The sequence below is a fragment of the Streptomyces sp. JLBG701 genome (assembly GCF_058544905.1).
The window spans coordinates 3,931,369-3,951,672 of the sequence record NZ_CM178588.1; the positions used below are offsets into that span (position 1 = coordinate 3,931,369).

Annotated in this window: 19 protein-coding genes and 2 tRNA genes; 5 read left to right on the forward strand and 16 right to left on the reverse strand. The window is 69.9% G+C overall.

Features of this window, described 5'->3' with window-relative positions; all coding sequences use genetic code 11:
• Positions 1–58: 58 nt before the first annotated feature.
• From AC5DRG_RS18035 to leuS, 3 genes are all read right to left on the reverse strand, one after another.
• Complete coding sequence (locus tag AC5DRG_RS18035) at positions 59–904, reverse strand: DegV family protein (protein WP_491811564.1); 846 nt, start codon at positions 902–904, stop codon at positions 59–61.
• Positions 905–976: 72 nt separating this feature from the next.
• Positions 977–1,711, reverse strand: a complete 735-nt coding sequence (locus AC5DRG_RS18040) for a hypothetical protein (RefSeq protein WP_491811565.1) — start codon at positions 1,709–1,711, stop codon at positions 977–979.
• Positions 1,712–1,886: 175 nt separating this feature from the next.
• Positions 1,887–4,760, reverse strand: coding sequence for a leucine--tRNA ligase (gene leuS, locus AC5DRG_RS18045; protein WP_491811566.1), 2,874 nt, complete (start codon positions 4,758–4,760; stop codon positions 1,887–1,889).
• Positions 4,761–5,175: 415 nt separating this feature from the next.
• Here leuS and AC5DRG_RS18050 point away from each other — a divergent pair, with 415 nt between their 5' ends.
• Both AC5DRG_RS18050 and AC5DRG_RS18055 read left to right on the forward strand, forming a co-directional pair.
• Complete coding sequence (locus tag AC5DRG_RS18050) at positions 5,176–6,489, forward strand: ferric reductase-like transmembrane domain-containing protein (RefSeq protein WP_491811567.1); 1,314 nt, start codon at positions 5,176–5,178, stop codon at positions 6,487–6,489.
• On the forward strand, positions 6,486–8,096 hold the full coding sequence (locus AC5DRG_RS18055; RefSeq protein ID WP_491811568.1) for an NADH-ubiquinone oxidoreductase-F iron-sulfur binding region domain-containing protein: 1,611 nt from the start codon (positions 6,486–6,488) through the stop codon (positions 8,094–8,096). The genes AC5DRG_RS18050 and AC5DRG_RS18055 overlap by 4 nt, the downstream gene beginning before the upstream one ends.
• 142 nt (positions 8,097–8,238) lie before the next feature.
• Here AC5DRG_RS18055 and AC5DRG_RS18060 read toward each other — a convergent pair.
• Positions 8,239–8,311, reverse strand: a tRNA-Ala gene (locus AC5DRG_RS18060).
• Positions 8,312–8,424: 113 nt separating this feature from the next.
• Between AC5DRG_RS18060 and AC5DRG_RS18065 the strand changes: the two genes are divergently transcribed.
• Complete coding sequence (locus tag AC5DRG_RS18065) at positions 8,425–9,627, forward strand: glycosyltransferase 87 family protein (protein WP_491811569.1); 1,203 nt, start codon at positions 8,425–8,427, stop codon at positions 9,625–9,627.
• On the opposite strand, the gene AC5DRG_RS18070 is transcribed toward AC5DRG_RS18065, so the two are convergent.
• The 3 genes from AC5DRG_RS18070 to AC5DRG_RS18080 form a co-directional block, all read right to left on the reverse strand.
• Positions 9,606–9,839: a hypothetical protein gene (locus tag AC5DRG_RS18070; RefSeq protein WP_044472114.1), complete on the reverse strand. Its 234-nt coding sequence runs from the start codon at positions 9,837–9,839 to the stop codon at positions 9,606–9,608. The genes AC5DRG_RS18065 and AC5DRG_RS18070 overlap by 22 nt on opposite strands.
• A 3-nt stretch (positions 9,840–9,842) precedes the next feature.
• The gene (locus AC5DRG_RS18075; protein WP_491811571.1) at positions 9,843–10,016 is read right to left on the reverse strand and encodes a hypothetical protein; all 174 of its coding nucleotides are present in this window, start codon (positions 10,014–10,016) and stop codon (positions 9,843–9,845) included.
• 69 nt (positions 10,017–10,085) lie between these two features.
• Complete coding sequence (locus AC5DRG_RS18080) at positions 10,086–11,444, reverse strand: MFS transporter (protein ID WP_491811572.1); 1,359 nt, start codon at positions 11,442–11,444, stop codon at positions 10,086–10,088.
• A 214-nt stretch (positions 11,445–11,658) separates the two neighbouring features.
• Here AC5DRG_RS18080 and AC5DRG_RS18085 point away from each other — a divergent pair, with 214 nt between their 5' ends.
• Positions 11,659–12,537: a helix-turn-helix transcriptional regulator gene (locus AC5DRG_RS18085; RefSeq protein WP_491813070.1), complete on the forward strand. Its 879-nt coding sequence runs from the start codon at positions 11,659–11,661 to the stop codon at positions 12,535–12,537.
• Positions 12,538–12,631: 94 nt separating this feature from the next.
• Here the strand turns inward: AC5DRG_RS18085 and AC5DRG_RS18090 are convergent.
• From AC5DRG_RS18090 to AC5DRG_RS18120, 7 genes are all read right to left on the reverse strand, one after another.
• Positions 12,632–12,704, reverse strand: a tRNA-Ala gene (locus AC5DRG_RS18090).
• Positions 12,705–12,799: 95 nt separating this feature from the next.
• The gene (locus AC5DRG_RS18095; RefSeq protein ID WP_491811573.1) at positions 12,800–13,468 is read right to left on the reverse strand and encodes a histidine phosphatase family protein; all 669 of its coding nucleotides are present in this window, start codon (positions 13,466–13,468) and stop codon (positions 12,800–12,802) included.
• Complete coding sequence (gene rsfS / locus AC5DRG_RS18100) at positions 13,465–13,908, reverse strand: ribosome silencing factor (RefSeq protein WP_491811574.1); 444 nt, start codon at positions 13,906–13,908, stop codon at positions 13,465–13,467. The genes AC5DRG_RS18095 and rsfS overlap by 4 nt, the downstream gene beginning before the upstream one ends.
• Before the next feature lie 125 nt (positions 13,909–14,033).
• Positions 14,034–15,770: an LCP family protein gene (locus tag AC5DRG_RS18105; RefSeq protein WP_491811575.1), complete on the reverse strand. Its 1,737-nt coding sequence runs from the start codon at positions 15,768–15,770 to the stop codon at positions 14,034–14,036.
• Between the two features lie 16 nt (positions 15,771–15,786).
• Positions 15,787–16,509 carry a nicotinate-nucleotide adenylyltransferase gene (nadD, locus tag AC5DRG_RS18110; protein ID WP_491811576.1) on the reverse strand — a complete coding sequence of 241 codons (723 nt, stop codon included), beginning with the start codon at positions 16,507–16,509 and terminating at the stop codon, positions 15,787–15,789.
• A 92-nt stretch (positions 16,510–16,601) separates the two neighbouring features.
• Positions 16,602–16,766, reverse strand: coding sequence for a hypothetical protein (locus AC5DRG_RS18115; protein ID WP_491811577.1), 165 nt, complete (start codon positions 16,764–16,766; stop codon positions 16,602–16,604).
• Between the two features lie 133 nt (positions 16,767–16,899).
• Entirely contained in the window at positions 16,900–17,061 is a 162-nt protein-coding gene (locus tag AC5DRG_RS18120) for a hypothetical protein (protein WP_491811578.1), read from the reverse strand.
• Between the two features lie 102 nt (positions 17,062–17,163).
• Between AC5DRG_RS18120 and AC5DRG_RS18125 the strand changes: the two genes are divergently transcribed.
• Positions 17,164–18,264, forward strand: a complete 1,101-nt coding sequence (locus AC5DRG_RS18125) for a M48 family metallopeptidase (RefSeq protein ID WP_491811579.1) — start codon at positions 17,164–17,166, stop codon at positions 18,262–18,264.
• Between the two features lie 128 nt (positions 18,265–18,392).
• Here AC5DRG_RS18125 and AC5DRG_RS18130 read toward each other — a convergent pair whose 3' ends face one another.
• Both AC5DRG_RS18130 and AC5DRG_RS18135 read right to left on the reverse strand, forming a co-directional pair.
• Positions 18,393–19,460: an SCO2583 family membrane protein gene (locus AC5DRG_RS18130; protein WP_491811580.1), complete on the reverse strand. Its 1,068-nt coding sequence runs from the start codon at positions 19,458–19,460 to the stop codon at positions 18,393–18,395.
• A gap of 100 nt (positions 19,461–19,560) precedes the next feature.
• The gene (locus tag AC5DRG_RS18135; RefSeq protein ID WP_491811581.1) at positions 19,561–20,148 is read right to left on the reverse strand and encodes an SCO2584 family spore wall biosynthesis protein; all 588 of its coding nucleotides are present in this window, start codon (positions 20,146–20,148) and stop codon (positions 19,561–19,563) included.
• Positions 20,149–20,304 lie beyond the last annotated feature (156 nt).

The window sequence follows — 20,304 nt, forward strand, 5'->3', positions numbered from 1 at the left end:
GGATAACTCCGTCACCCACACGAGCTACAGCCCGCGACGACCCGACCCCAACAGCCCGTCATCGCGGCGAAACCACGGCCCCCAACAGCCCTGGCCCGGTGTGCGCCCCGATCACCGCCCCGACCTCGCTGACATGCAGGTCGGCCAACCCGGGCACCCGTACCCGCAGTCGGTCCGCGAGGGCCGACGCCCGGTCGGGCGCGGCGAGATGGTGGACGGCGATGTCGACCGCGGCGCTGCCCGCCCGGTCGGCCACGATCTCCTCGAGGCGGGCGATCGCCTTCGACGCCGTCCGTACCTTCTCCAGGAGTTCGATGCGGCCGCCGTCCAGTTTCAGCAGCGGCTTCACGGCGAGCGCGGAACCGAGCAGGGCCTGCGCCGCGCCGATCCGGCCGCCGCGGCGGAGATAGTCGAGGGTGTCGACATAGAAGTACGCGGACGTGCCCGCGGCCCGTTTCTCCGCGGCCGTGACGGCCTCGTCCAGGGTGCCGCCCGCCTCCGCCGTCTCGGCCGCGGCGAGCGCGCAGAAGCCGAGGGCCATCGCGATCATCCCCGTGTCCACCACCCGCACCGGCACCGGAGCCTCACGTGCCGCGACGACCGCCGCGTCGTAGGTGCCAGAGAGCTCGGAGGAGAGGTGCAGGGAGACGATGCCGGTGGCGCCGGATTCGGCGACGCGGCGGTAGGTCTCCGCGAAGAGCTGGGGGCTGGGGCGTGAGGTGGTGACGGGGCGCCGCTTCTGGAGGGCGTGGGCCAGGGCGCGGGCCGAGATCTCGGTGCCCTCTTCGAGTGCGCGGTCACCCAGGACCACGGTCAGGGGCACCGCTGTGATGCCGTGGCGCTCCATCGTCCGCGGCGGCAGGTAGGCCGTTGAATCGGTGACGATCGCGACATGGCGGGACATGAGCTGGAGGTTACCTGCCGTAGCGCCCGGACGGCAGCCCGGCCCCTCTCACCTGGGACGGGGCCGACCGGATCAAGTGGTGCTCTCGGGGCGGGTCTTCTTCTGCCAGGGGTAGGCGGGGCGCCGGCCCGGCGGGGTGATCGCGGGGCGGGTCGGCTCATCGGCCGTGCGTGACGTCGGGGTCTCCGGCCATGTCTGGTGGGCCGTCGTGGCGTCGGCGGCCGGGGCCTCGGGCCACGGGGGCGGCGCCGTTGTGTGGTCCGGCGTCGTCCAGTGCCGCAGGGCGCCTGCCTCCATGTCGATCTGGGCGCCCAGCGAGTCCAGGTCGTAGTCGGCGAAGCGGCGGGCGCGGTCACGGGCCGCCCAGCGCAGTGAGTCCGCGGACTGTGTGATGCGCTCGGTGCGCTCGCGCAGCCCGGGCAGCCGCTCGGCGAGTCTCGCCCGGTCCGGCTCGGACTCCAGGCGCTTGAGCTCACCGTCCAGTTCGTGCCCGTGCGCGCTGAGCCGTCGGAAGAGGCCGAGGGACTCCTTGAGCGACTCGTCCTCGGCCACGCCCGCGTGCAGCGCGTCCTGCGTGGCGCGCATCGACGTGCGCAGCGCGAGCCGCAGCTGGGCCAGCTCGCCCGCCGGGCCGGGCTGGGCGAAGGACTTGGCCCGAAGTGTGTGCTCCTCGACCGTGCGACGAGCCTGCGTGATCGTGCGGTCCACACCGCGCTTGGCCGCCCCGACCACCTTCACCGTGGCGTACGCGCCGAGCGCCATGAAGAGCACGAAAAGCAGGGCGACAACTGCGATCACTGCTTCCACGACGCTCCTCCTCGAACCGGCCACGACAGACCGCGGCGCTCTTCAACGGTAAACGCAACGGGCAGGCCCGGAGTTCCACAAGAACCCCGAACCTGCCCGTAGGGGACTACCCCGAGCCGGCACCACGCCCCCGGGAGCACAAGCCCGGCAACAGCGCCTTGACTCAGCCCAACACCTACGCCGTGACGATGTTCACCAGCTTCGGCGCCCGCACGATCACCTTGCGGATCCCGGCGCCGTCCAGCGCCGCCACGACCCTCTCGTCACCCAGCGCCACCTTCTCCAGCTCCTCGTCGGAGATGGACGGCGACACCTCCAGACGTGCCTTGACCTTGCCCTTGATCTGTACGACGCAGGTCACGCTCTCGTCCACGGCGTACGCCGGGTCGGCGACCGGGAAGTCCCGGTGGACCACCGAGTCGGTGTGGCCCAGCTTGCGCCACAGCTCCTCGGCGATGTGCGGGGCCAGCGGCGCGATCAGCAGCACCAGCGGCTCGGCGACGGAGCGGCACAGCGGGCCGCCCGCCTTGGTCAGGTGGTTGTTCAGCTCGGTGACCTTGGCGATGGCCGTGTTGAACCGCAGGCCCTCCAGGTCCTGGCGCACGCCGTCGATCGCCTTGTGCAGGGCACGCAGCGTGTCCTCGCCTGGCTCGGCCTCGACGACGGTGACCTCGCCGGTCGCCTCGTCGACGACGTTCCGCCACAGGCGCTGCAGCAGCCGGTACTGGCCGACGACCGCGCGGGTGTCCCACGGACGCGAGACGTCCAGGGGGCCCATCGCCATCTCGTACAGGCGCAGCGTGTCGGCACCGTACTCGGCGGCGATCTCGTCCGGAGTGACGGCGTTCTTCAGGGACTTGCCCATCTTGCCCAGCTCGCGCTTGACCTGCTCGCCGGCGAAGAAGAACCTTCCGTCCCTCTCCTCGACCTCGGCGGCCGCCACCGGGAAGCCGCGGGCGTCCCGGTAGACGTATGCCTGGATCATGCCCTGGTTGAACAGCTTGTGGAACGGCTCGGCCGAGGAGACGTGCCCCAGGTCGTACAGGACCTTGGACCAGAAGCGCGCGTACAGCAGGTGCAGTACGGCGTGCTCGGCGCCGCCGACGTACAGGTCGACTCCGCCGTGCGGCTGGCCCTCGCGCGGGCCCATCCAGTAGCGCTCGATCTCCGGGTCGACCAGCTTCTCGGAGTTGTGCGGGTCCAGGTAGCGCAGCTCGTACCAGCAGGAACCGGCCCAGTTGGGCATGGTGTTGGTCTCACGCCGGTACTTCTTGGGCCCGTCTCCCAGGTCCAGCGTGACGTCGACCCATTCCTCGTTGCGCGACAGCGGCGTCTCGGGCCGGGTGTCGGCGTCGTCCGGGTCGAAGGTGCGCGGCGAGTAGTCCTCGACCTCCGGCAGCTCCAGAGGCAGCATCGATTCGGGCAGGGCGTGGGCGACGCCGTCCTCGTCGTAGACGATCGGGAAGGGCTCGCCCCAGTAGCGCTGGCGGCTGAACAGCCAGTCGCGCAGGCGGAAGTTGACCGTGCCCTCGCCGATGCCCTTGCGGGCCATCCACTCGGTGACGCGCGCCTTGGCCTCGGCGACGGCCAGGCCGTCCAGCGAGATGTCGTCGTTGGAGGAGTTGATGATCTTCGCGTCATACGACCCGAAGGCGTTCTCCCACGTCGACGTGTCGGTGCCGCGACCGTCGGTCGGCTCGACGATGCAGTGGATCGGCAGCTCGAAGGCGCGCGCGAACTCGAAGTCGCGCTGGTCACCCGCCGGGACGGCCATGATCGCGCCGGTGCCGTAGCCCATCAGCACGTAGTCGGCGATGAAGACGGGGATCCGGTCGCCGTTGACCGGGTTGGTCGCGTACGCGCCGATGAAGACACCGGTCTTGTCCTTGGCCTCGGCCTGCCGCTCGACGTCGGACTTCGAGGCGGCCTGCGCGCGGTACGCGGCGACGGCCTCGGACGGCGTCGCGTGACCGCCGGTCCACACATCGTGGGTGCCCTCGGGCCAGGCGCCCGGGGTGAACTTCTCGACCAGCGGGTGCTCGGGGGCCAGCACCATGTAGGTCGCGCCGAACAGGGTGTCCGGGCGCGTGGTGAAGACGGTGATGTTCTCGCCGTCGATCGGGAAGTCGACGCGGGCGCCCTCGGAGCGGCCGATCCAGTTGCGCTGCTGCAGCTTGATGGCCTCGGGCCAGTCCAGCGCGTCCAGGTCGTCCAGCAGCCGGTCGGCGTAGGCGGTGATGCGCATGTTCCACTGACGCAGCTTGGCCTTGAAGACGGGGAAGTTGCCGCGCTCGGAACGACCGTCGGCGGTTACCTCCTCATTGGCCAGCACGGTGCCCAGGCCGGGGCACCAGTTGACGGGCGCGTCGGAGGCGTACGCCAGGCGGAAGTCGCCCAGGACGTCGGCGCGCTCGACGGCGCTCAGCTCGTGCCACGCGCGCGTGTGCCCCGGTACGGCGCGCTCACCGGTCTCGAACTGGGCGATCAGCTCGGAGATCGGGCGGGCCTTGCCGGCCTCGACGTCGTACCAGGAGTTGAAGATCTGCAGGAAGATCCACTGGGTCCACTTGTAGTAGTCCGGGTCGATCGTGGCGAACGACCGGCGCTTGTCATGGCCCAGGCCCAGCCGGCGCAGCTGGGACTTCATGTTGTTGATGGCGGCTTCGGTGGTCACGCGGGGGTGCTCGCCCGTCGCCACGGCGTGCTGCTCGGCGGGCAGGCCGAAGGCGTCGAAGCCCAGGGTGTGCAGGACGTTGTGACCGGTCATCCGCTGGAACCGGGCGAACACGTCGGTGGCGATGTAGCCCAGGGGGTGGCCGACGTGCAGGCCCGTACCGGAGGGGTACGGGAACATGTCCATGATGAACTTCTTGGGCTTGGCGACCAGCTCGGGGTCACCGGCCAGGTCGCCCTTGGGGTTCGGCGCCGCGTACGTGCCGTCGGTGTCCCAGAAGTCCTGCCAGCGTGCCTCGATGTCCGCGGCCATGGCCGCGGTGTAGCGGTGCGGCGCGGCCGCCTCGGCGGCGGCAGCGGGGTTCGTCTCGCTCATGGTCCTCAAAGCTCCATCGATCGTCTCTGCCAGCGGCTTGGGAAATGAAAAAGCCCCTCGCACAGGAGGGGACGCCGCGCCGATTCCCACCGCGACTCGTCAGCGGTGAGGGCTCATCAGCGCGGCTCGCTAAGCAGAAGGCGTACGGCACGCATGGCGTCAGGGTACCGCAGCCGTTGAGCGAGCCGCGACGCGCTTCCGTAAGGCACACTGACGCCCCGAAGCCGATTGTGAAGATTCAGAAAAGCTGAACAAAGTTCAATTATTACCCGGCGTAACAGCCCCTAAGGGGCAACACAGGCCCCTCATGGCCCGTAGATAACAACGCAATAACTCAAACTGCGTACCGCCCAGTTTGGAGCCACTTAGAGTTCGGCGCGGGACCGCTTTCCCGAAACTGCTCGGAGTTGCCCCCATGAACCCTCGTCGTAGTAACAGCTCGCTCCCCAAGCCAGGCCGCTCGGCCTACGGGGTGGCATCGGCTGTCGTCCTGCTCTTCATACCCGTGTTCGTGCTGGTAGGAGGTGACACGGTCCGTGACTTCCTGAACTTCGGCGCGGGCGTCCTGTCCCTCGTCTGCCTCAGCTGCTCGGTGATCTGGGGCCTGGTCGCCCAGGACCGGATCTTCCTCACCGCGCGGCAGCGGATCATCGGGCAGGCAGTGCACAGGTCGACAGCGGTCGCCTCAATCGCGTTCCTGCTGCTGCACCTCACCACCAAGATCGCACTCGACCACACAACGCTCATCGCTGCCGTGATCCCGTTCTCGCTCGGCGTCTCCGGAACCGCCGGCCTGATCGGCCTCGGCTCCCTGGCCGGCCTGCTCATGATCTTCGTGGGCATCACCGGCGCACTGCGCAGCCAGTTCGCCTCCCCGGCGGAGGTCGCGGCCCGCTGGCGGGCCATGCACATGCTGGCCTACCCGGCCTGGTGCGCGGCCCTGATCCACGGCCTGTACGCGGGCAGGCAGGCGAAGCCGATCTTCACGATCCTCTACAGCCTGTGCCTGGTCGGCGTCATCGCGGCCCTGGCGCTGCGCGCGTCGCCCCGCCCCGTCAAGCGCAAGGTCGCGGACAAGATCATGGCGATCCTCGGCACCGAGGAGAAGCCGGGCCGCGAGGACCTGGACGCGAGCCGGGCCCGGGTGGCCTCCGAGTCCGCGCTGCCGGGCTACGAGAACCAGCAGGCGGCAAGGGCGCCGTACGCCAACGGCGTGCCCCGGCAGCCCATGGCGCCCTCCCAGATGCCGATGCCGCAGTACGAGTCCACCCTGCAGCAGCCCGCCCCGGAGCCCGCGAACGGCTTCGCCGCCGCCTACCGGGCCGTCACACCCCCGCGCGAGCAGCAGCAGCCGTACCAGGTCGACCAGACCGCGCGCATGGACCTGCCGATGAACACGCAGCCCACGGAGGCCTTCCCGCGCGTGGACAGCACCGGCAGCTGGCCGGTCCCGTTGCCGCCGCCGGTCGGCGAGGCGCCTCCGTCGGCCTACGACCCGCTCCAGGACACCGGATACAACATCCCGGTCTATGGCAATTCGGGCGCGGGCGGGTACGGCACGAGTGACGTGTACGACACCGGTGAGTCGAACGGCCTCTATGGCACGTACAACCCGAACGACACGTACAACAGCGGTCCCGCCACTGATCAAACGCCCGGTGCCTCCTACGACTTCGAGGCTCCGGGTTCGGGCGAACCTTGGAACACGCCTTCCGGAGGCTTTAAGTGAACGAGGCCCTGCCCGACGTCCCAGAAGTCCGCGTGGTCGGACTTCCCCAGCTCACGTCAGGCTTCGACCTTGTAGAACGACTTGACCTGCCCATGCACCTCAAGGTGCACGGGCCACTCGAACCCATGGGCGGCGAGCAGCTCGCGAAGCTGTCCGAAGCCATCAACCTGAAGGGCCGCGGCGGCGCGGGCTTCCCCTTCCACAAGAAGCTGCGTTCGGTCGCCGAAGCGGCGATCAAGCGCGGTGTACGGCCGGTTGTCGTCGTCAACGGAAGTGAGGACGAACCGGCCTGTCGCAAGGACACGGTGCTCATCAACCGTGCCCCGCACCTGATCCTGGACGGCGCCCTCCTGGCCGCGGAGGCCCTGGGCGCCCGCACCCTGGTCATCGGTGTGACCCGTGAGTCGACACAGCGCTCCATGGAGGCCGCCCTCTCCGAACGCGGCCTCAGCAACGGACGCAGATCGGCTCTACGCGCGCGCGTGCAGCGCAATCCCGTACGGATGGTCACCGGAGCGGCAGCGTCGCTGATCCGGTCCATCGACGGCGGCCCGGCGATCCCGCCCGGCCGCAAGGTCAGCGCCTCGCAGAACGGCGTCGGAGGCGCGCCCACCCTCCTGTCCAACGCCGAGACGTACGCCCAACTGGCGATCGCCGCACGCATCGGCCCGGAGCGCTACGGCAACACCGGCCTCTACGACGAGCCGGGCACCGTCATGCTCACGGTCTCCGGGGCGGTCGCCCGCCCGATGGTGATCGAGGTGCCGACGGGCGTGCCACTGCGCTACGTCCTTCAGCTCGCCGGCGCTCCGCCCGTCCCGCAGGGCGTGCTCACCGGCGGCTACCACGGCAAGTGGATCGACGCGGCGACGGTCAACGAGGCGATCGTCTCCCGCAATTCGCTGGACGCGGTGGGCGGTGCGCTCGGCGCGGGCGCGATCCTGCCGATCACCCAGGAGACGTGCCCGCTGGGCGAGTCGCTGCGCGTGGCGCAGTGGCTGGCGGAGGAGAGCGCGGGACAGTGCGGTCCCTGCTACCTCGGTCTGCCCGCCGCCGCGCGCGGCCTGGAGGACATCCTCAACGGCGGCGGCCCCGCCGCCCTGGAGGCCGTCAAGCAGGTCGCCAAGAACGTGAAGCGGCGCGGCGCGTGCTCGCATCCGGACGGCTCCGCGATGTTCCTGGAGTCGACCGTCAAGGCGTTCACCGACGACCTTGCCGCCCATGTCCTCGGAAACGGCTGCGGAAGGCCCGTGGAGGGCGTTCTGCCGCTCTTCGAGGGCGGCAGGATGCCCACGGGCATCCCGGGCGGCGGCGAGACCGAGGAGAACGGCCCCAGCCGCCAGAAGATCTACGTCGACTGGACACTGTGCCGGGGCCACGGCCTGTGCGCCGACATCCTCCCCGAGGTCTTCGAACTGGGCGCCGACGGCTTCCCGACCGTCGCCCAGGCATCGGTCCCCCGCTATGCGGAGGCGAAGGCTCTGCGCGCGGTCCGCCGCTGCCCGGCGCTCGCCCTGCGCATCGAAGAGGACACGCGCGCGCAGGCACCGGCGCGCAACCTGCCGGTCCTGTCGCAGAACCGCGGACGCCGCGCCCTGGGGCGCTGAGAACGGACATTGGAGGGGCCGCCCGACGACGTGCGGCCCCGCTCCTGTGTGCGGCTTCCCCAACGGGCGCCGAAAGCCCGGGGTTTGGCCCAGAAAAACCAAGATCCCGCCAGTTCGCAATCGACCCGGCGGGATGTGTCTGTGGAGCTAAGGAGAATTGAACTCCTGACCTCCTGCATGCCATGCAGGCGCTCTACCAACTGAGCTATAGCCCCTCATACTGCTCCACCTGGTTGCCCTGGCGGCGACGCCAACATTACACGGTCGACAGGGTGGACCACCAAATCGTTTCCGTTCTGTACGGATACGGACGCTAGTGTCGGCCTATGTGACCGTGATCGCGTTCTCCGGAGTCCACCGTCGTGCACCGGCCGCGCTGGGAGTCTGCCTGCTCTCCTTCACGACGTTCTGGATCGCGCAGCGCGCCGCACACGTCTCGATGATCGACCTGATGGTGTACCGGGCCGAGGGCGCGACCGTACGCGCGCGTGGCGACCTGTACGCGCTGCGGACGACGGCGGCACAACTGCCCACCACGTACCCGCCGTTCGCGGCCCTGCTGTTCACACCGCTCACGCTGCTCGACACGGCGACCATGCGCACGCTCGCGACGGCCGGGAACCTCGCTCTCCTCGTGGCGTTCGTCCGGCTCTCACTGCGGCTCGTGGGGCACACGCGCGTGGAGAGCGTCTGGTGGGTCGCGGCGGCGGCCGTGTGGTGCGAACCCGTGTGGACGACACTGCGCTACGGACAGGTCAACCTGCTGCTCGCCGTCCTGGTGCTGTGGGATCTGTCACGGCGCCCGGGAGACCGCTGGGCCGGTGTCGGCATCGGGCTCGCGGCGGCCGTGAAGCTGACGCCCGCGCTGTTCGCGGTGCTCCTGCTGGCCGTCGGCGTCGTGGCGCACTTCAAGGACGGTTCCGGGGGCCGCCGATTGTGGCACGCGCGCGGGGCGGCCGTGGCGTTCGCGGGGGCGACGCTGCTCGCGGCGGCCGTCCTGCCGTACGACTCCTGGCGGTTCTGGACGTGCATGGTGTTCCGGACCGGACGGGTGGGGCAGACCGAGGACACCGCCAATCAGGCGCTGCGCGGGGTTCTCGCGCGTCTGCTGCACTCCCCGGAGCCAGGAGTCCCGTGGGCCGTCGCGGCGGCCCTGGTGGCGCTGGGAGGGCTTGCGGTGGCGGTCGCCGCGGAGCTGCGCGGGCGGCGGGCCTGGGCGGTGGCCGTCTGTGCGATGACGGCGCTGCTGGTGAGTCCGGTGTCGTGGTCGCACCACTGGGTGTGGTGCGTACCGGCGGTGCTGGTTCTGTGGACACGCGGCCCCAGGGCGGCCGCGGTGGGCACGCTGCTGGTCTTCTGCTCGTACGCCCTGTGGTGGGTGCCACACGGCTCGGGACGGCACGAACTGCGGCAGAGCGGCGTCGAGTTGACGTTGTCGGCCCTCTATGGAGGGGCCGCCCTCCTGTTCCTTGTGCTTGCCGGGACCTCCCTGCGGAGTCCCGGCCGGCGTCAAGCCGTGACGAACGAATAGAACCGCTTGAGCGTGCAGTGCTCCTCAAGCAGTCGGCCGTAGATCGGCTCGCCCTCCAGCTCGCGGTACGTCTCGATCGGGTCGCCTTTTATGATCAGCGCCCGCGCGCATTCCTCGCACCAGTACTGGTAGTCGTGGTTGACCGGTTCCATGTCGCGGACGATGGGCGTACCACTGCCGCACCAATCGCACTTTCGCCTGTGTGCACCCATCGATCAGCTCCAGCTGTGGCCGCAGGCCGTGCACACGTAGGAAATTCCACCGTTGTCGCCCAGGACCTGGGCGACATGGCCGGAACCGCAGGAAGGGCAGCTGAGGCGGGTGGCCCTGTCCCGTATCAACGCTGCTTCGAGGAGGTGGCCGACCTCCCCGAGGATGCTCGCAGGCATCGCTACTCCCTCCCGTCGGGCCGCGCCCCCTTCCGGCCGTTTGATTCTGCCACGGCCGGACCAATACGGTCAGCGACGCCTTAGTACCAGTCCGGACACGGCACCCACCACAGCGGTCCCGGCCAGCGCGTACATGCACGACAAAAGCGCCTCCGCAGAGGTATACGCCGCCGGGGCCCCAAGTGACTCAAGCCGGTTCAAGAACAGTGTGCCGAACACCGCGACGCCGGTCAGCTGCCCGAGCTGGGTGACCGTCGCGAGCAGACCGCTGGCGTCCGCGGCGTCCTCCTGCCGCACGGTGGCCAACGCGCGCGTGAGCGTCGGGCTGAAGGCGAGCGCCAGTCCGACGCCCACTCCGGCGTACGCGACGTACAGTCCGGCGCCGCCCTCGTCACCGCCCCTGAACGCCAGGCCGACGCCGGCCACGGACAGCGCGGTCAGCACGAACCCGGCCGGGGTCAGGGCGCGTTGCCAGGAAGCGGGCCACTTCCGCCAGGTCAGACCGACGAGGCCGAAGACCACGGCGGTGGGCGCGAAGGTGAGGCCGGCGCGCAGCGCGCTGTAGCCGAGGCCGCCCTGGACGTGCAGGGTGAGCGCGAACAGGAATCCTCCGTTCACGGCCATGACGGCCAGAATGCGGAGGACGGCCAGGCCCATGCCGGGATGGCGCAGCACCCGGGGTGCGATCAGCGGGGCGCCGCCGTGCCGGGCGAGCCTGGACTCGTACAGGCAGAACGAGGTGAAGAGGATCGCTGCCGCCGCCAGTGACAGCCACGACCACAGCGGCCAGTCCTCCTCCTGTCCGAGCACCAGCGGCACGGTGAACAGCGAGACGGCGGCGCCGAGGAGCACCAGCCCCGGCAGATCGAGACCGCGCGCCTGCCCGGCCGCACCGTCCCGCGGCAGCACGCGTCGGCCGACGACCAGTAGTACGGCGCCCACCGGCACGTTGACCAGGAACACCGGCCGCCAGCCCGCACCGAAGAGGTCGGCGTGGACCAGGACGCCGCCGAGTATCTGCCCGGCCGCGGCGCCGACGGCGATGACCGCCGAGTAGGCGCCGAACGCCCGCACCCGGGCCTCGCCGGTGAAGGTGCGCTGGATCAGGCTGAGGACCTGCGGGATCATCACCGCCGAGCCGGCGCCCTGGATCAGCCGGAACACGATCAGCTCGGTGGAGCCCTGGGCCAGCCCGCAGGCGAGCGAGGCGGCGGTGAAGAGGGCGAGCCCGGCGAGGTGGACCCGGCCGTGGCCGAAGCGGTCGCCGAGACGTGCGCCGGTGATCAGCAGCACCGAGTAGGTGATGGCGTATCCGGCGATCACCAGCTGCAAGTCGGCACCCGAGGCGTGGAGTTCGGAACCGATGGTGGGGGCCGCGACGTTCACGATGAAGACGTCGAGCAGTGCCATGAACTGGGCCGCGAGCACGACGGCGAGCAGCAGCCGAGGCCGATTGTCAGTGGCGGGGGCTTTACTGGTCGCAGGACTTGGAACGGGTGTGGGACCCGGTCCCGTCTGGGGTGTTGTCGTCATGCCGTCGAGCGTGACGGCGCCCCGGTACGGGTGCCGAGAGCCCGCTGATGCTGGTACTGCCAGCACCTGGCAGGGGACAAGTCCTGCGTCGACCATGGGGGATATGACGATGGGGATGACACAGCGCCGCCGACCGGAGCTGGCCGCTTTTCTGCGCAGCAGGCGCGCCCGGGTGACACCGGCCGACGTCGGCATGCCACCGGGCTTACGGCGCCGCACACCGGGGCTGCGCCGCGAGGAGGTCGCCCAGTTGTCGGGCGTCGGCGTCACCTGGTACACGTGGCTCGAACAGGGCCGCCCGATCAACGCGTCCGCACAGGTCCTGGACGCCGTGGCACGCACGCTGCGGCTCGACCCGCCCGAGCGGGAGCACCTCTATCACCTGGCCGACGTGCCGTACTCGTCCGTCCCTGAGGCGCTCGCGCAGACGGTGGGACCGGAGATCCAGGGCATCATCGACGCCCTCTGCCCGCGCCCGGCGGTGGTCTACAACTCGCGGTTCGACATCCTGGCCGCCAACGCCGTCTACCGCGACCTGTTCTTCGGAGATCCGAGGCCGGCCAAGCACCCGCCCAACGCCCTGTGGAAGCTGTTCACGGTGCCGGAGGAGGACTGCCCGCTGATGTTCCGGGAGAAGGAGCTGCCGGTGATGGTGGCGACCCTGCGTGCGGCCTACGGGGTGCATGCCGGCGAGCCCGGCTGGGAGGGCTTCATACGCAGGCTGTCGGCGGCCAGCCCGCTCTTCGCCCGGCTCTGGGAGGTCGGTGACGTGGCGGAACCGGGGCGGCGGGTGAAGGTCTTCCGGCACGCGGAGGTGGGCGAGCTGCGGATGACCTCGGTGTCGCTGTCGATCAACGGGATGCCGGAGTGCCGGATCGTGGTCTACACACCGGACGACGAGGAGACGGTGCGGCGCACGGCTGTGCTGCGGGAGCGGCGGGAGACGTTGTGGCCGCCGAGGAAGGAGTCGTGGCTGCCTGGCGAATGAGGTGACCTGGCGAATGAGGTGACAAAAAATCCCGCCCCTGTGCGGGACGGGATCTTCGTCAAGCGATCTTTGACAACTCAAGAGTGTCGATCTGTGGAGCTAAGGAGAATTGAACTCCTGACCTCCTGCATGCCATGCAGGCGCTCTACCAACTGAGCTATAGCCCCGCGCGTTCTTCCCGCTCGGCGGGGGCGAACAAGAAGAACTTTAGCCTGCGACCTGCCGGAAAGTGAAATCCGGGTCGAGGGCCCGGGTAGGCCGCTCAGTCGTCGTCGCCGAGCACCGGTTCGGGCAGTGTGCCGGCGTTGTGCTCCAGCAGGCGCCAGCCACGGGCGCCCTCACCGAGCACGGACCAGCAGCAGTTGGAGAGGCCGCCGAGGCTCTCCCAGCTGTGGGCCTCAAGACCCAGGAGGCGACCGATCGTCGTACGGATCGTGCCGCCGTGGCTGACCACCACGAGCGTGCCGTCATCGGGCAGCTTCTCGGCGTGCCGCAGCACGACGGGGGCGGCACGGTCGGCGACCTCGGTCTCCAGTTCGCCGCCGCCGCGGCGCACCGGCTCACCGCGCTTCCACGCTGCGTACTCGTCGCCGTAGCGCGCGATGATCTCCTCGTGCGTCAGTCCCTGCCAGACGCCCGCGTAGGTCTCCCGCAGGGCCTCGTCGTGGGTCACGTCCAGGCCGGTGAGCACGGCCAGCTCGGCGGCCGTGTTCGCGGCGCGCTGCAGGTCCGAGGCGACGATCGCGTGCGGCTGCAGGGAGGCGAGCAGCCGGGCCGCGCGGCGGGCCTGGTTGACGCCGGTCTCGGTGAGCTCGACGTCCGTGGTGCCCTGGAAGCGGCTCTCCACGTTCCAGGACGTCTGGCCGTGCCGCCAGAGGATGACGCGGCGGCCCCGGCCCGGCTTGCTGCCGGCCTGCGCGGGGGCGGTCACCGAAGCTCTCCGAACTCGGCGGCGTCCTCCTCGGCCTTGAGCTTGGCGTGCTCGGCGGCCTTGCCTCGGGTGGCCTTGGCGTCGTCCGGCAGCTCCAGCTCGGGGCAGTCCTTCCACAGCCGCTCCAGGGCGTAGAAGACGCGCTCCTCGCTGTGCTGGACGTGGACGACGATGTCGACGTAGTCGAGCAGGACCCAGCGGGCCTCGCGGTCGCCCTCGCGGCGCACCGGCTTGATGCCGAGCTCCTTCTGGAGCCGCTCCTCGATCTCGTCGACGATCGACTTGACCTGACGGTCGTTGGGAGCGGACGCCAGCAGGAAGGCGTCCGTGATCGACAGCACATCGCTGACGTCGTAGGCGATGATGTCGTGCGCGAGCTTGTCGGCAGCCGCCTGTGCGGCGGTGGTGATGAGCTCGATGGAGCGGTCAGTCGCGGTCACTGCAAGGCTTCCCGTCGGCGGTCATGTGACCTCAAGGGTCTCACGATCGCCGACGGCACCCCGCGTGATGAGACGGATCACTCGCCGGACATCTCCCCGGACGCCGTCCTCCCACCGCGCGGCGGCTAGGAAGAGGACGGTTTGTAGTCCTGGCCGAGGACCACCGAGACGTTCGCGTTCGAGGAGACCTTGCCCTTGGCCACGGAGCTGGTGGCTAGGCCCAGGGTCTTGGCGACCTCGGTGGCGTCGTCCTTGTCGGCGGCGTCGGCATAGGTGATCTTCGACGTCGCCTGGGCGGCGGACGCCGTGCCGGCCTCCAGGAAGGTGAAGCCGCCGTTGAGGAGCACCACGCGGGCCTTCTCGGTGTTGTCCTTCGTGCCGCTGGCGTTCTGGACGGAGACTCGTACGGCCGCGTCCTTGTCGGGGCTCTTCGCGGTGCCGCCGAGGACGTCCTTGACCACGCTGTCGCTGGCCTGCGCGGTCATCGTGCCGTCGCCCTGGACGGGCAGCAGCGCCGTCTTGTAGTCGCCGCCCTTGGCCAGGTCGGCCAGCTTGGCGAGGAAGGTGCCGAGGTCCTTGTCGGTCAGCGAAGGGTCGAGGATCTGCGCCAGCGTCTGCACGGTGGTGGTCGCCGCGGTCGCGTCGGAGGACAGCTTGCGCAGCACGCCCTGCATGACCTGGCCGAACCGCTGCAGCTGGGCGTTCTGAGCCTCGCCGGAGGCACGGTAAGTGGCGTAGGCGACGGCCATCTTGCCGCTGAGGGTCTGGCCCTCGCCCTTCGCCACCAGCGGCGCCTCGCCCTTCTTCTTCGCGGCCGGGTCGGGCACGGCGGCGTTGGTGTCGACGTCGATGTTGCCGACCAGGTCCACGAGGTTCTGGAGGTAGGGGGTGTCCAGGCGCCAGGTGCCCTCGATCTCGGTGCCGAGGACCGTGTCGATCTCGTCGCGCGTCCCGGAGGAGCCGTCGTCGTCGACGGACTTGGCGAGCGTCGTCGTGTTGCCGTCTTCGTCGGTGAGGGCGAGGGAGTTGGGCAGCAGGACGGTGGTGCCCTGCTTGGTGGTGGTGTTGTCGACGAGCAGCGCCGTGGAGGTGCCGCCCTTCGCGGTGTTGTGCAGGTGGACGACGACCACGTCACGGTTCTGCGCGGCGACCGCCGTTGTCGTACCGCTGTTCTTGGAGTCGGACGACGACAACCCGGGCAGCTTGCCCGCGTACCAGAGGTAGCCGACGCCGCCGGCGGCGACCAGTGCCAGGACGACGACCAAGGAGACGACACGACTGCGGGCTCGGCGGCGGGCCTCCTCGCGGCGCTCGGTGCGGTTCTCGGTGAAGTTCAGCCAGTCGATGACGTCCTCGGAGTTGCCGTCGGGCTCCTCCACGAAGGCGAACTGCTCGGTCCGGTAGTCCCGTTCGGGCCCGGCCTGCTGCGGGATGTAGGCGGTCCGCTCGGCGGCACGAGACTCCGCGCGGGACTGCGTGCGCGGCGGCCGGCCGCTGGTCGCGGCCTGCCCGTAAGGGTCATACGGCGTCGCGGTGCCGGCACTCCCCGCACCCCCGCCGCCCTGCCCCTGCCCACCCGTGCCGTACGGGTCGTAGCCGGAGACGGGTGCCTGCTGGCCGGTGTCGTAGGGGTCGTACGAGGGCACGGGCGGCTGCGCGCCCGTGTCGTAGGGAGGCACCGGCTGCTGCTGGCCGGTGGCGTACGGGTCGTAGCCGTAGCCCTGTTGCTGCGCGTACGGGTCGTACGGCTGCTGCGGGGACTGCTGCGCCGGGATCGGCTGGTACACGGGTCGGCCGTACTCGTCGTAGCCGACGATCTCGTACTGGTCGTTCCCGTATCCCGCGTCGTATCGGTCGTTCACCGGTGCCCCTCTCGGCTCACTCGCCGCGGTACAGCTCGCGCTTGTCGATGTAGCGCACGACTCCGTCCGGCACCAGATACCAGACGGGATCGCCCTTGGCGACTCTCGCACGGCAATCTGTGGAGGAGATGGCGAGAGCGGGAACCTCGACGAGCGAGACGCCGCCCTCGGGGAGCCCTGGATCGGTCAACGGGTGACCGGGCCGGGTGACTCCGATGAAGTGCGCGAGGGAGAACAGTTCTTCCGCGTCCCGCCAGGTGAGGATCTGGCCCAGGGCGTCGGCGCCGGTGATGAAGAAGAGGTCGGCGTCGGGGTTGAGGGCGCGCAGGTCGCGCAGGGTGTCCGTGGTGTAGGTGGGGCCACCGCGGTCGATGTCGATGCGGCTCACCGAGAACTGCGGGTTCTCGGCGGTCGCGATGACCGTCATCAGATAGCGGTCCTCGGCCGGGGAGACCTTGCGGTCGGTCTTCTGCCACGGCTGCCCGGTCGGGACGAACACCACTTCGTCCAGGTGGAATTGCGCGGCGACCTCACTGGCCGCCACGAGGTGCCCGTGGTGGATCGGATCAAACGTTCCGCCCATGACGCCGAGGCGGCGTTTGCCCGGGTTCGACGGGCCGTTGCCGGGACCGTTCACCTGACGGTTCACCGGACGATCGCCCGTGTTTCTCGCCGTTTCACTCGCCGCGCCGCTCGCCGTGTCTTTCGCCGGACCGGTAGGCATGTCCTGCTCTCCCATGCGTGCAGACCCTACCGGCCCGGCCCACGGGCCCCGGCCGACAGACCCCCCGGAAGCGCCCTGGGGCAGAGCCCTGTCGGACTCCGCGAGCCTCAGCGGTCGCGGTTGAAGCGGGTGGTGATCCACAGCAGGAGCAGCAGGATGCCGAACGCCATCCCGCCGGTCATGTAGGGGCTGAGGCTCTCGTGGTTGCCGCCGTGCTCCTCGCCCTCGGCAGCGAGGGTGACCAACTGGGCAGCGGTGCTGTGGAAGCTCATCTTCGGCAGGACCTATCCGGTGTGGGCGGGATAAAGATGTCGGCTCATCGTAAGCGGGCGCCTGGGCGTCGATCACGCCGACTCCGCCGTTGGGGACGCGGCAGGAGAGCGGCGGGGGAACTTCGCGGCCGTCTCACTCGTCCTTCTGCTTGTACCCCCGCAGCAGGAACCACGCGGTCAGGACACAGCCCACCACCATCACGATCAGTACGACCCGGAGCAGATCCCCCGACCCTTGTTGTTCGGCGGCGCGCGCGGCCTCGGTGAGCCAGGCGGACGCGGGACTGTGCTCCATGACGGGACTCCTTCGCTGTACTGCCCGTCCACGGTATCTCCGCCTAGGCTGGGCCCTGCCTCGGGGGTATGTAGCGCACACCAGACGCACATGGGGGAAGACATGTCCGACGACAGCCACGAGCAGAACGGGCACGAGAACGTTCCGAGCAGGCAGCGAAGGCGCTTCGAGGGGATCTCCTCGCGTGCGTACGAGCATCCGGCCGACCGCTCCGCCCTGGTGGCGCTGCGCAAGCTGAGCGGCTTCGACACGGTCTTCAAGGCGCTCAGCGGTCTGCTGCCCGAACGCAGCCTGCGGCTGCTGTTCCTGTCCGACTCGGTGCGTGTGTCCGACCAGCAGTTCACGCACCTCAACGACATGCTGCGGGACGCCTGTTACATCCTGGACCTGGAGAAGGTCCCACCGATGTACGTCAGTCAGGACCCGCAGCCGAACGCGATGTGCATCGGCCTGGACGAGCCGATCATCGTCGTCACCACCGGCCTCGTCGAGCTGCTCGACGAGGAGGAGATGCGGGCCGTCATCGGGCACGAGGTCGGCCACGCGCTGTCCGGCCACGCCGTGTACCGCACGATCCTGCTGTTCCTGACCAACCTGGCCCTCAAGGTCGCCTGGATCCCGCTGGGCAACCTCGCGATCCTCGCGATCGTGACAGCGTTGCGCGAGTGGTTCCGCAAGTCGGAGCTGTCCGCCGACCGCGCGGGTCTGCTCGTCGGCCAGGACCTGCGGGCCTCGATGCGCGGCCTGATGAAGATCGCGGGCGGCAACCATCTGCACGAGATGAACGTGGACGCGTTCCTCCAGCAGGCCGAGGAGTACGAGGCCGGTGGCGACCTGCGCGACTCCGTGCTGAAGATCCTCAACGTCCTTCCCCGCTCCCACCCCTTCACCACCGTGCGGGCGGCCGAGCTGAAGAAGTGGGCCGAGTCCCGCGACTACCAGCGGATCATGGACGGCCACTACCCGCGGCGCAGCGAGGACAAGGACACCTCGGTCGGCGACTCGTTCCGCGAGTCGGCGTCGAGCTACGCCGAGAACGTGAAGAGCTCCAAGGACCCACTGATGAAGCTGGTCTCCGACATAGCGGGCGGGGCGGGCGACCTGGGCGGCCGAGTACGCCGAGGCTTCGGCGGCTTCACGAGCTCGACCCCGTCGTCAGAGGACGAGCCCCCGAGGGACACTCCCCCAAACCAGGCGGACTGACCAACTCGGGCCAACTGCACTGACCCAAGGGGCGCGGGGCTGTATCGATATGCGGCTCCGCCGCGTGGGCGCGACCAGCCCCCACCGGTCCGCAGCCGACGAACCAGCCCCTACCCCCGTTACCCCCGTCACACCTTCGGCTGCGCACTAGTCGCCAATGACCCACACAGCGCCGGTGCGCCGCCCGTGGCGTACGGGTCGGTGCCGGCCGGGCCACCCGTCTTCGCGGTCTCACCAGCAAGCAGCGGGCGGAACTGGGTCACAGAGTCCTCGGCACAGGACAGCGGCCCGGCCTGCACATAGGAGACGACGAGCTGGGCCTGGTGCATCCGCAGGTCATCGCGGTCGAAGCGGAAGTGCAGCTCGCGCCGGACGGTGAACAGGGACGCCTCGGCGCTTTCGTCGCCGGCCGGTCGCAGGGCGTACACGATGGTGTGGTCCGCGGTGACCTCAAGGGTGGACGAGTCGGTCTCGGCGGCGGTCAGGGTGCCCTGGACCCGGATCTTGCGGTCGGCGAGCTCGGCCTGGGAGGGGTCGAAGCGAACCAGCCATCCGGTGGGCGCGTGCCGGCCGTCGGCGGTGGGACTGTCGAAACTCTGGTCGTACTGGTCGAGTTGGTCCGGGTCGAGGAAGACGCGCGGGGGGCGGACCTGGCCGCCGGTGAGCGCCTCGGGGTAGAGCGCGGAGTCGACGATGTAGTCCTTGGCGGTGGTCAGGGCGGTGACGACCTGGCTGTCGGAGAAGTGCGCGGTGCGTCGGGAGGCCGGCAGCGGTATTCCCTCGGCGCCGATGCGGAACTGCGCGGCGGGGCTGTGGTCGTACAGGTACTCGGGGTCGGTCGCGCCGGGCACCTCGCCCTGCGGGGCGAGCGGGATGACGGTCATGCGCAGGGGCTCGACGGGTTGCTGGGCCTGTGGGGCCTGGTAGGGGTGGCGTACGCCCATGTAGATCGCGGTGCCGAAGGCGATGGCGATCAGCAGGACCAGGATCAGGGCCTGCCGGGACAGTCCGCGGCGCAGGGGCGGGCGGCGGCGTACGGCGGGCGCGTGGTCGGCCATGCGCTCGTGCGCCGAGTACTCCTGGAGCCGGGCAGCTCGGACGAACGACTCGTCGAAGACGACGGATCGGTACTCGTCCTCTCCACCACCGGGGCCGCCCTCGGGTGTCCCCTCAGGTGGGTTTCCAGGCCCGCCCATACATTCAGAGTAGGTCGCGGGGAGCTCAGGTAAACGCGCTGGTACACGACAAGTTCTGACAGGTTCTCACTACGGCGGTCAGGGGGTGGTCAGCGCCCGGTCAGGGAGTCCGCGGGATCGCCGAGACCGCGGGCGGGGAGTAGTCGGCGGACGCCGAGGGAGACGCCGCGCTGCCCTGTTCAAGGCCGGTCGAGGCGGGCGGCGGGACCTGGTCCCGGTTGTTCGACGAGGCGCCCCGGTAGACCGCCGAGAAGGCCAGCGCGACCATGCCGATACCCATCACCACGGCGAGTATCCAGGCGACGGGGCGGTGCCAGCGGACCTGTTTGCCGTAGGTCCCGGGGGCTCCGTAGCGGCCTTCGAGAACGTCGGTGTCGTCCAGGTCGCCGAGGTCCGGATCATGGCCGAATGAAGGTCCGCCGGGCCCGTAGCCGTCGTCGTAGCGCTCGTCGTCGCCCCGGGTGCCTCTGCCGTGGGCGCGGCGGGCCTCGGCCTCGGAGGCCTCCGCTCTCGCCTGCGCGGCGGCCAGGAGGCGTTCGACGGCGGTCGGCTCGTGCACCACGGCCGCCTGTACGAAGGCCTCGTCAAAGACCACGGAGGCGAACTCTTCGTCCGACACCCCGCGGTCGTGGTCGTCGTCGGGCTCCCAGCCGTCAGGGAACGGCGTGCCCCCCACGTCCTCCGGCACGGATCCAGAGTAGACCTGGGGGGTCAATTTGGGCAGACGGTATGGAAATTCATAGGCTCCTGAGATTCTTCCCACGCCTCGGGCGCAGCGCCCTGGCGCCAGACAGGCCCCTCAGCGCCGCCCCGGCAGCCCGTCAACGCCGCCCGGCGGGCCCTT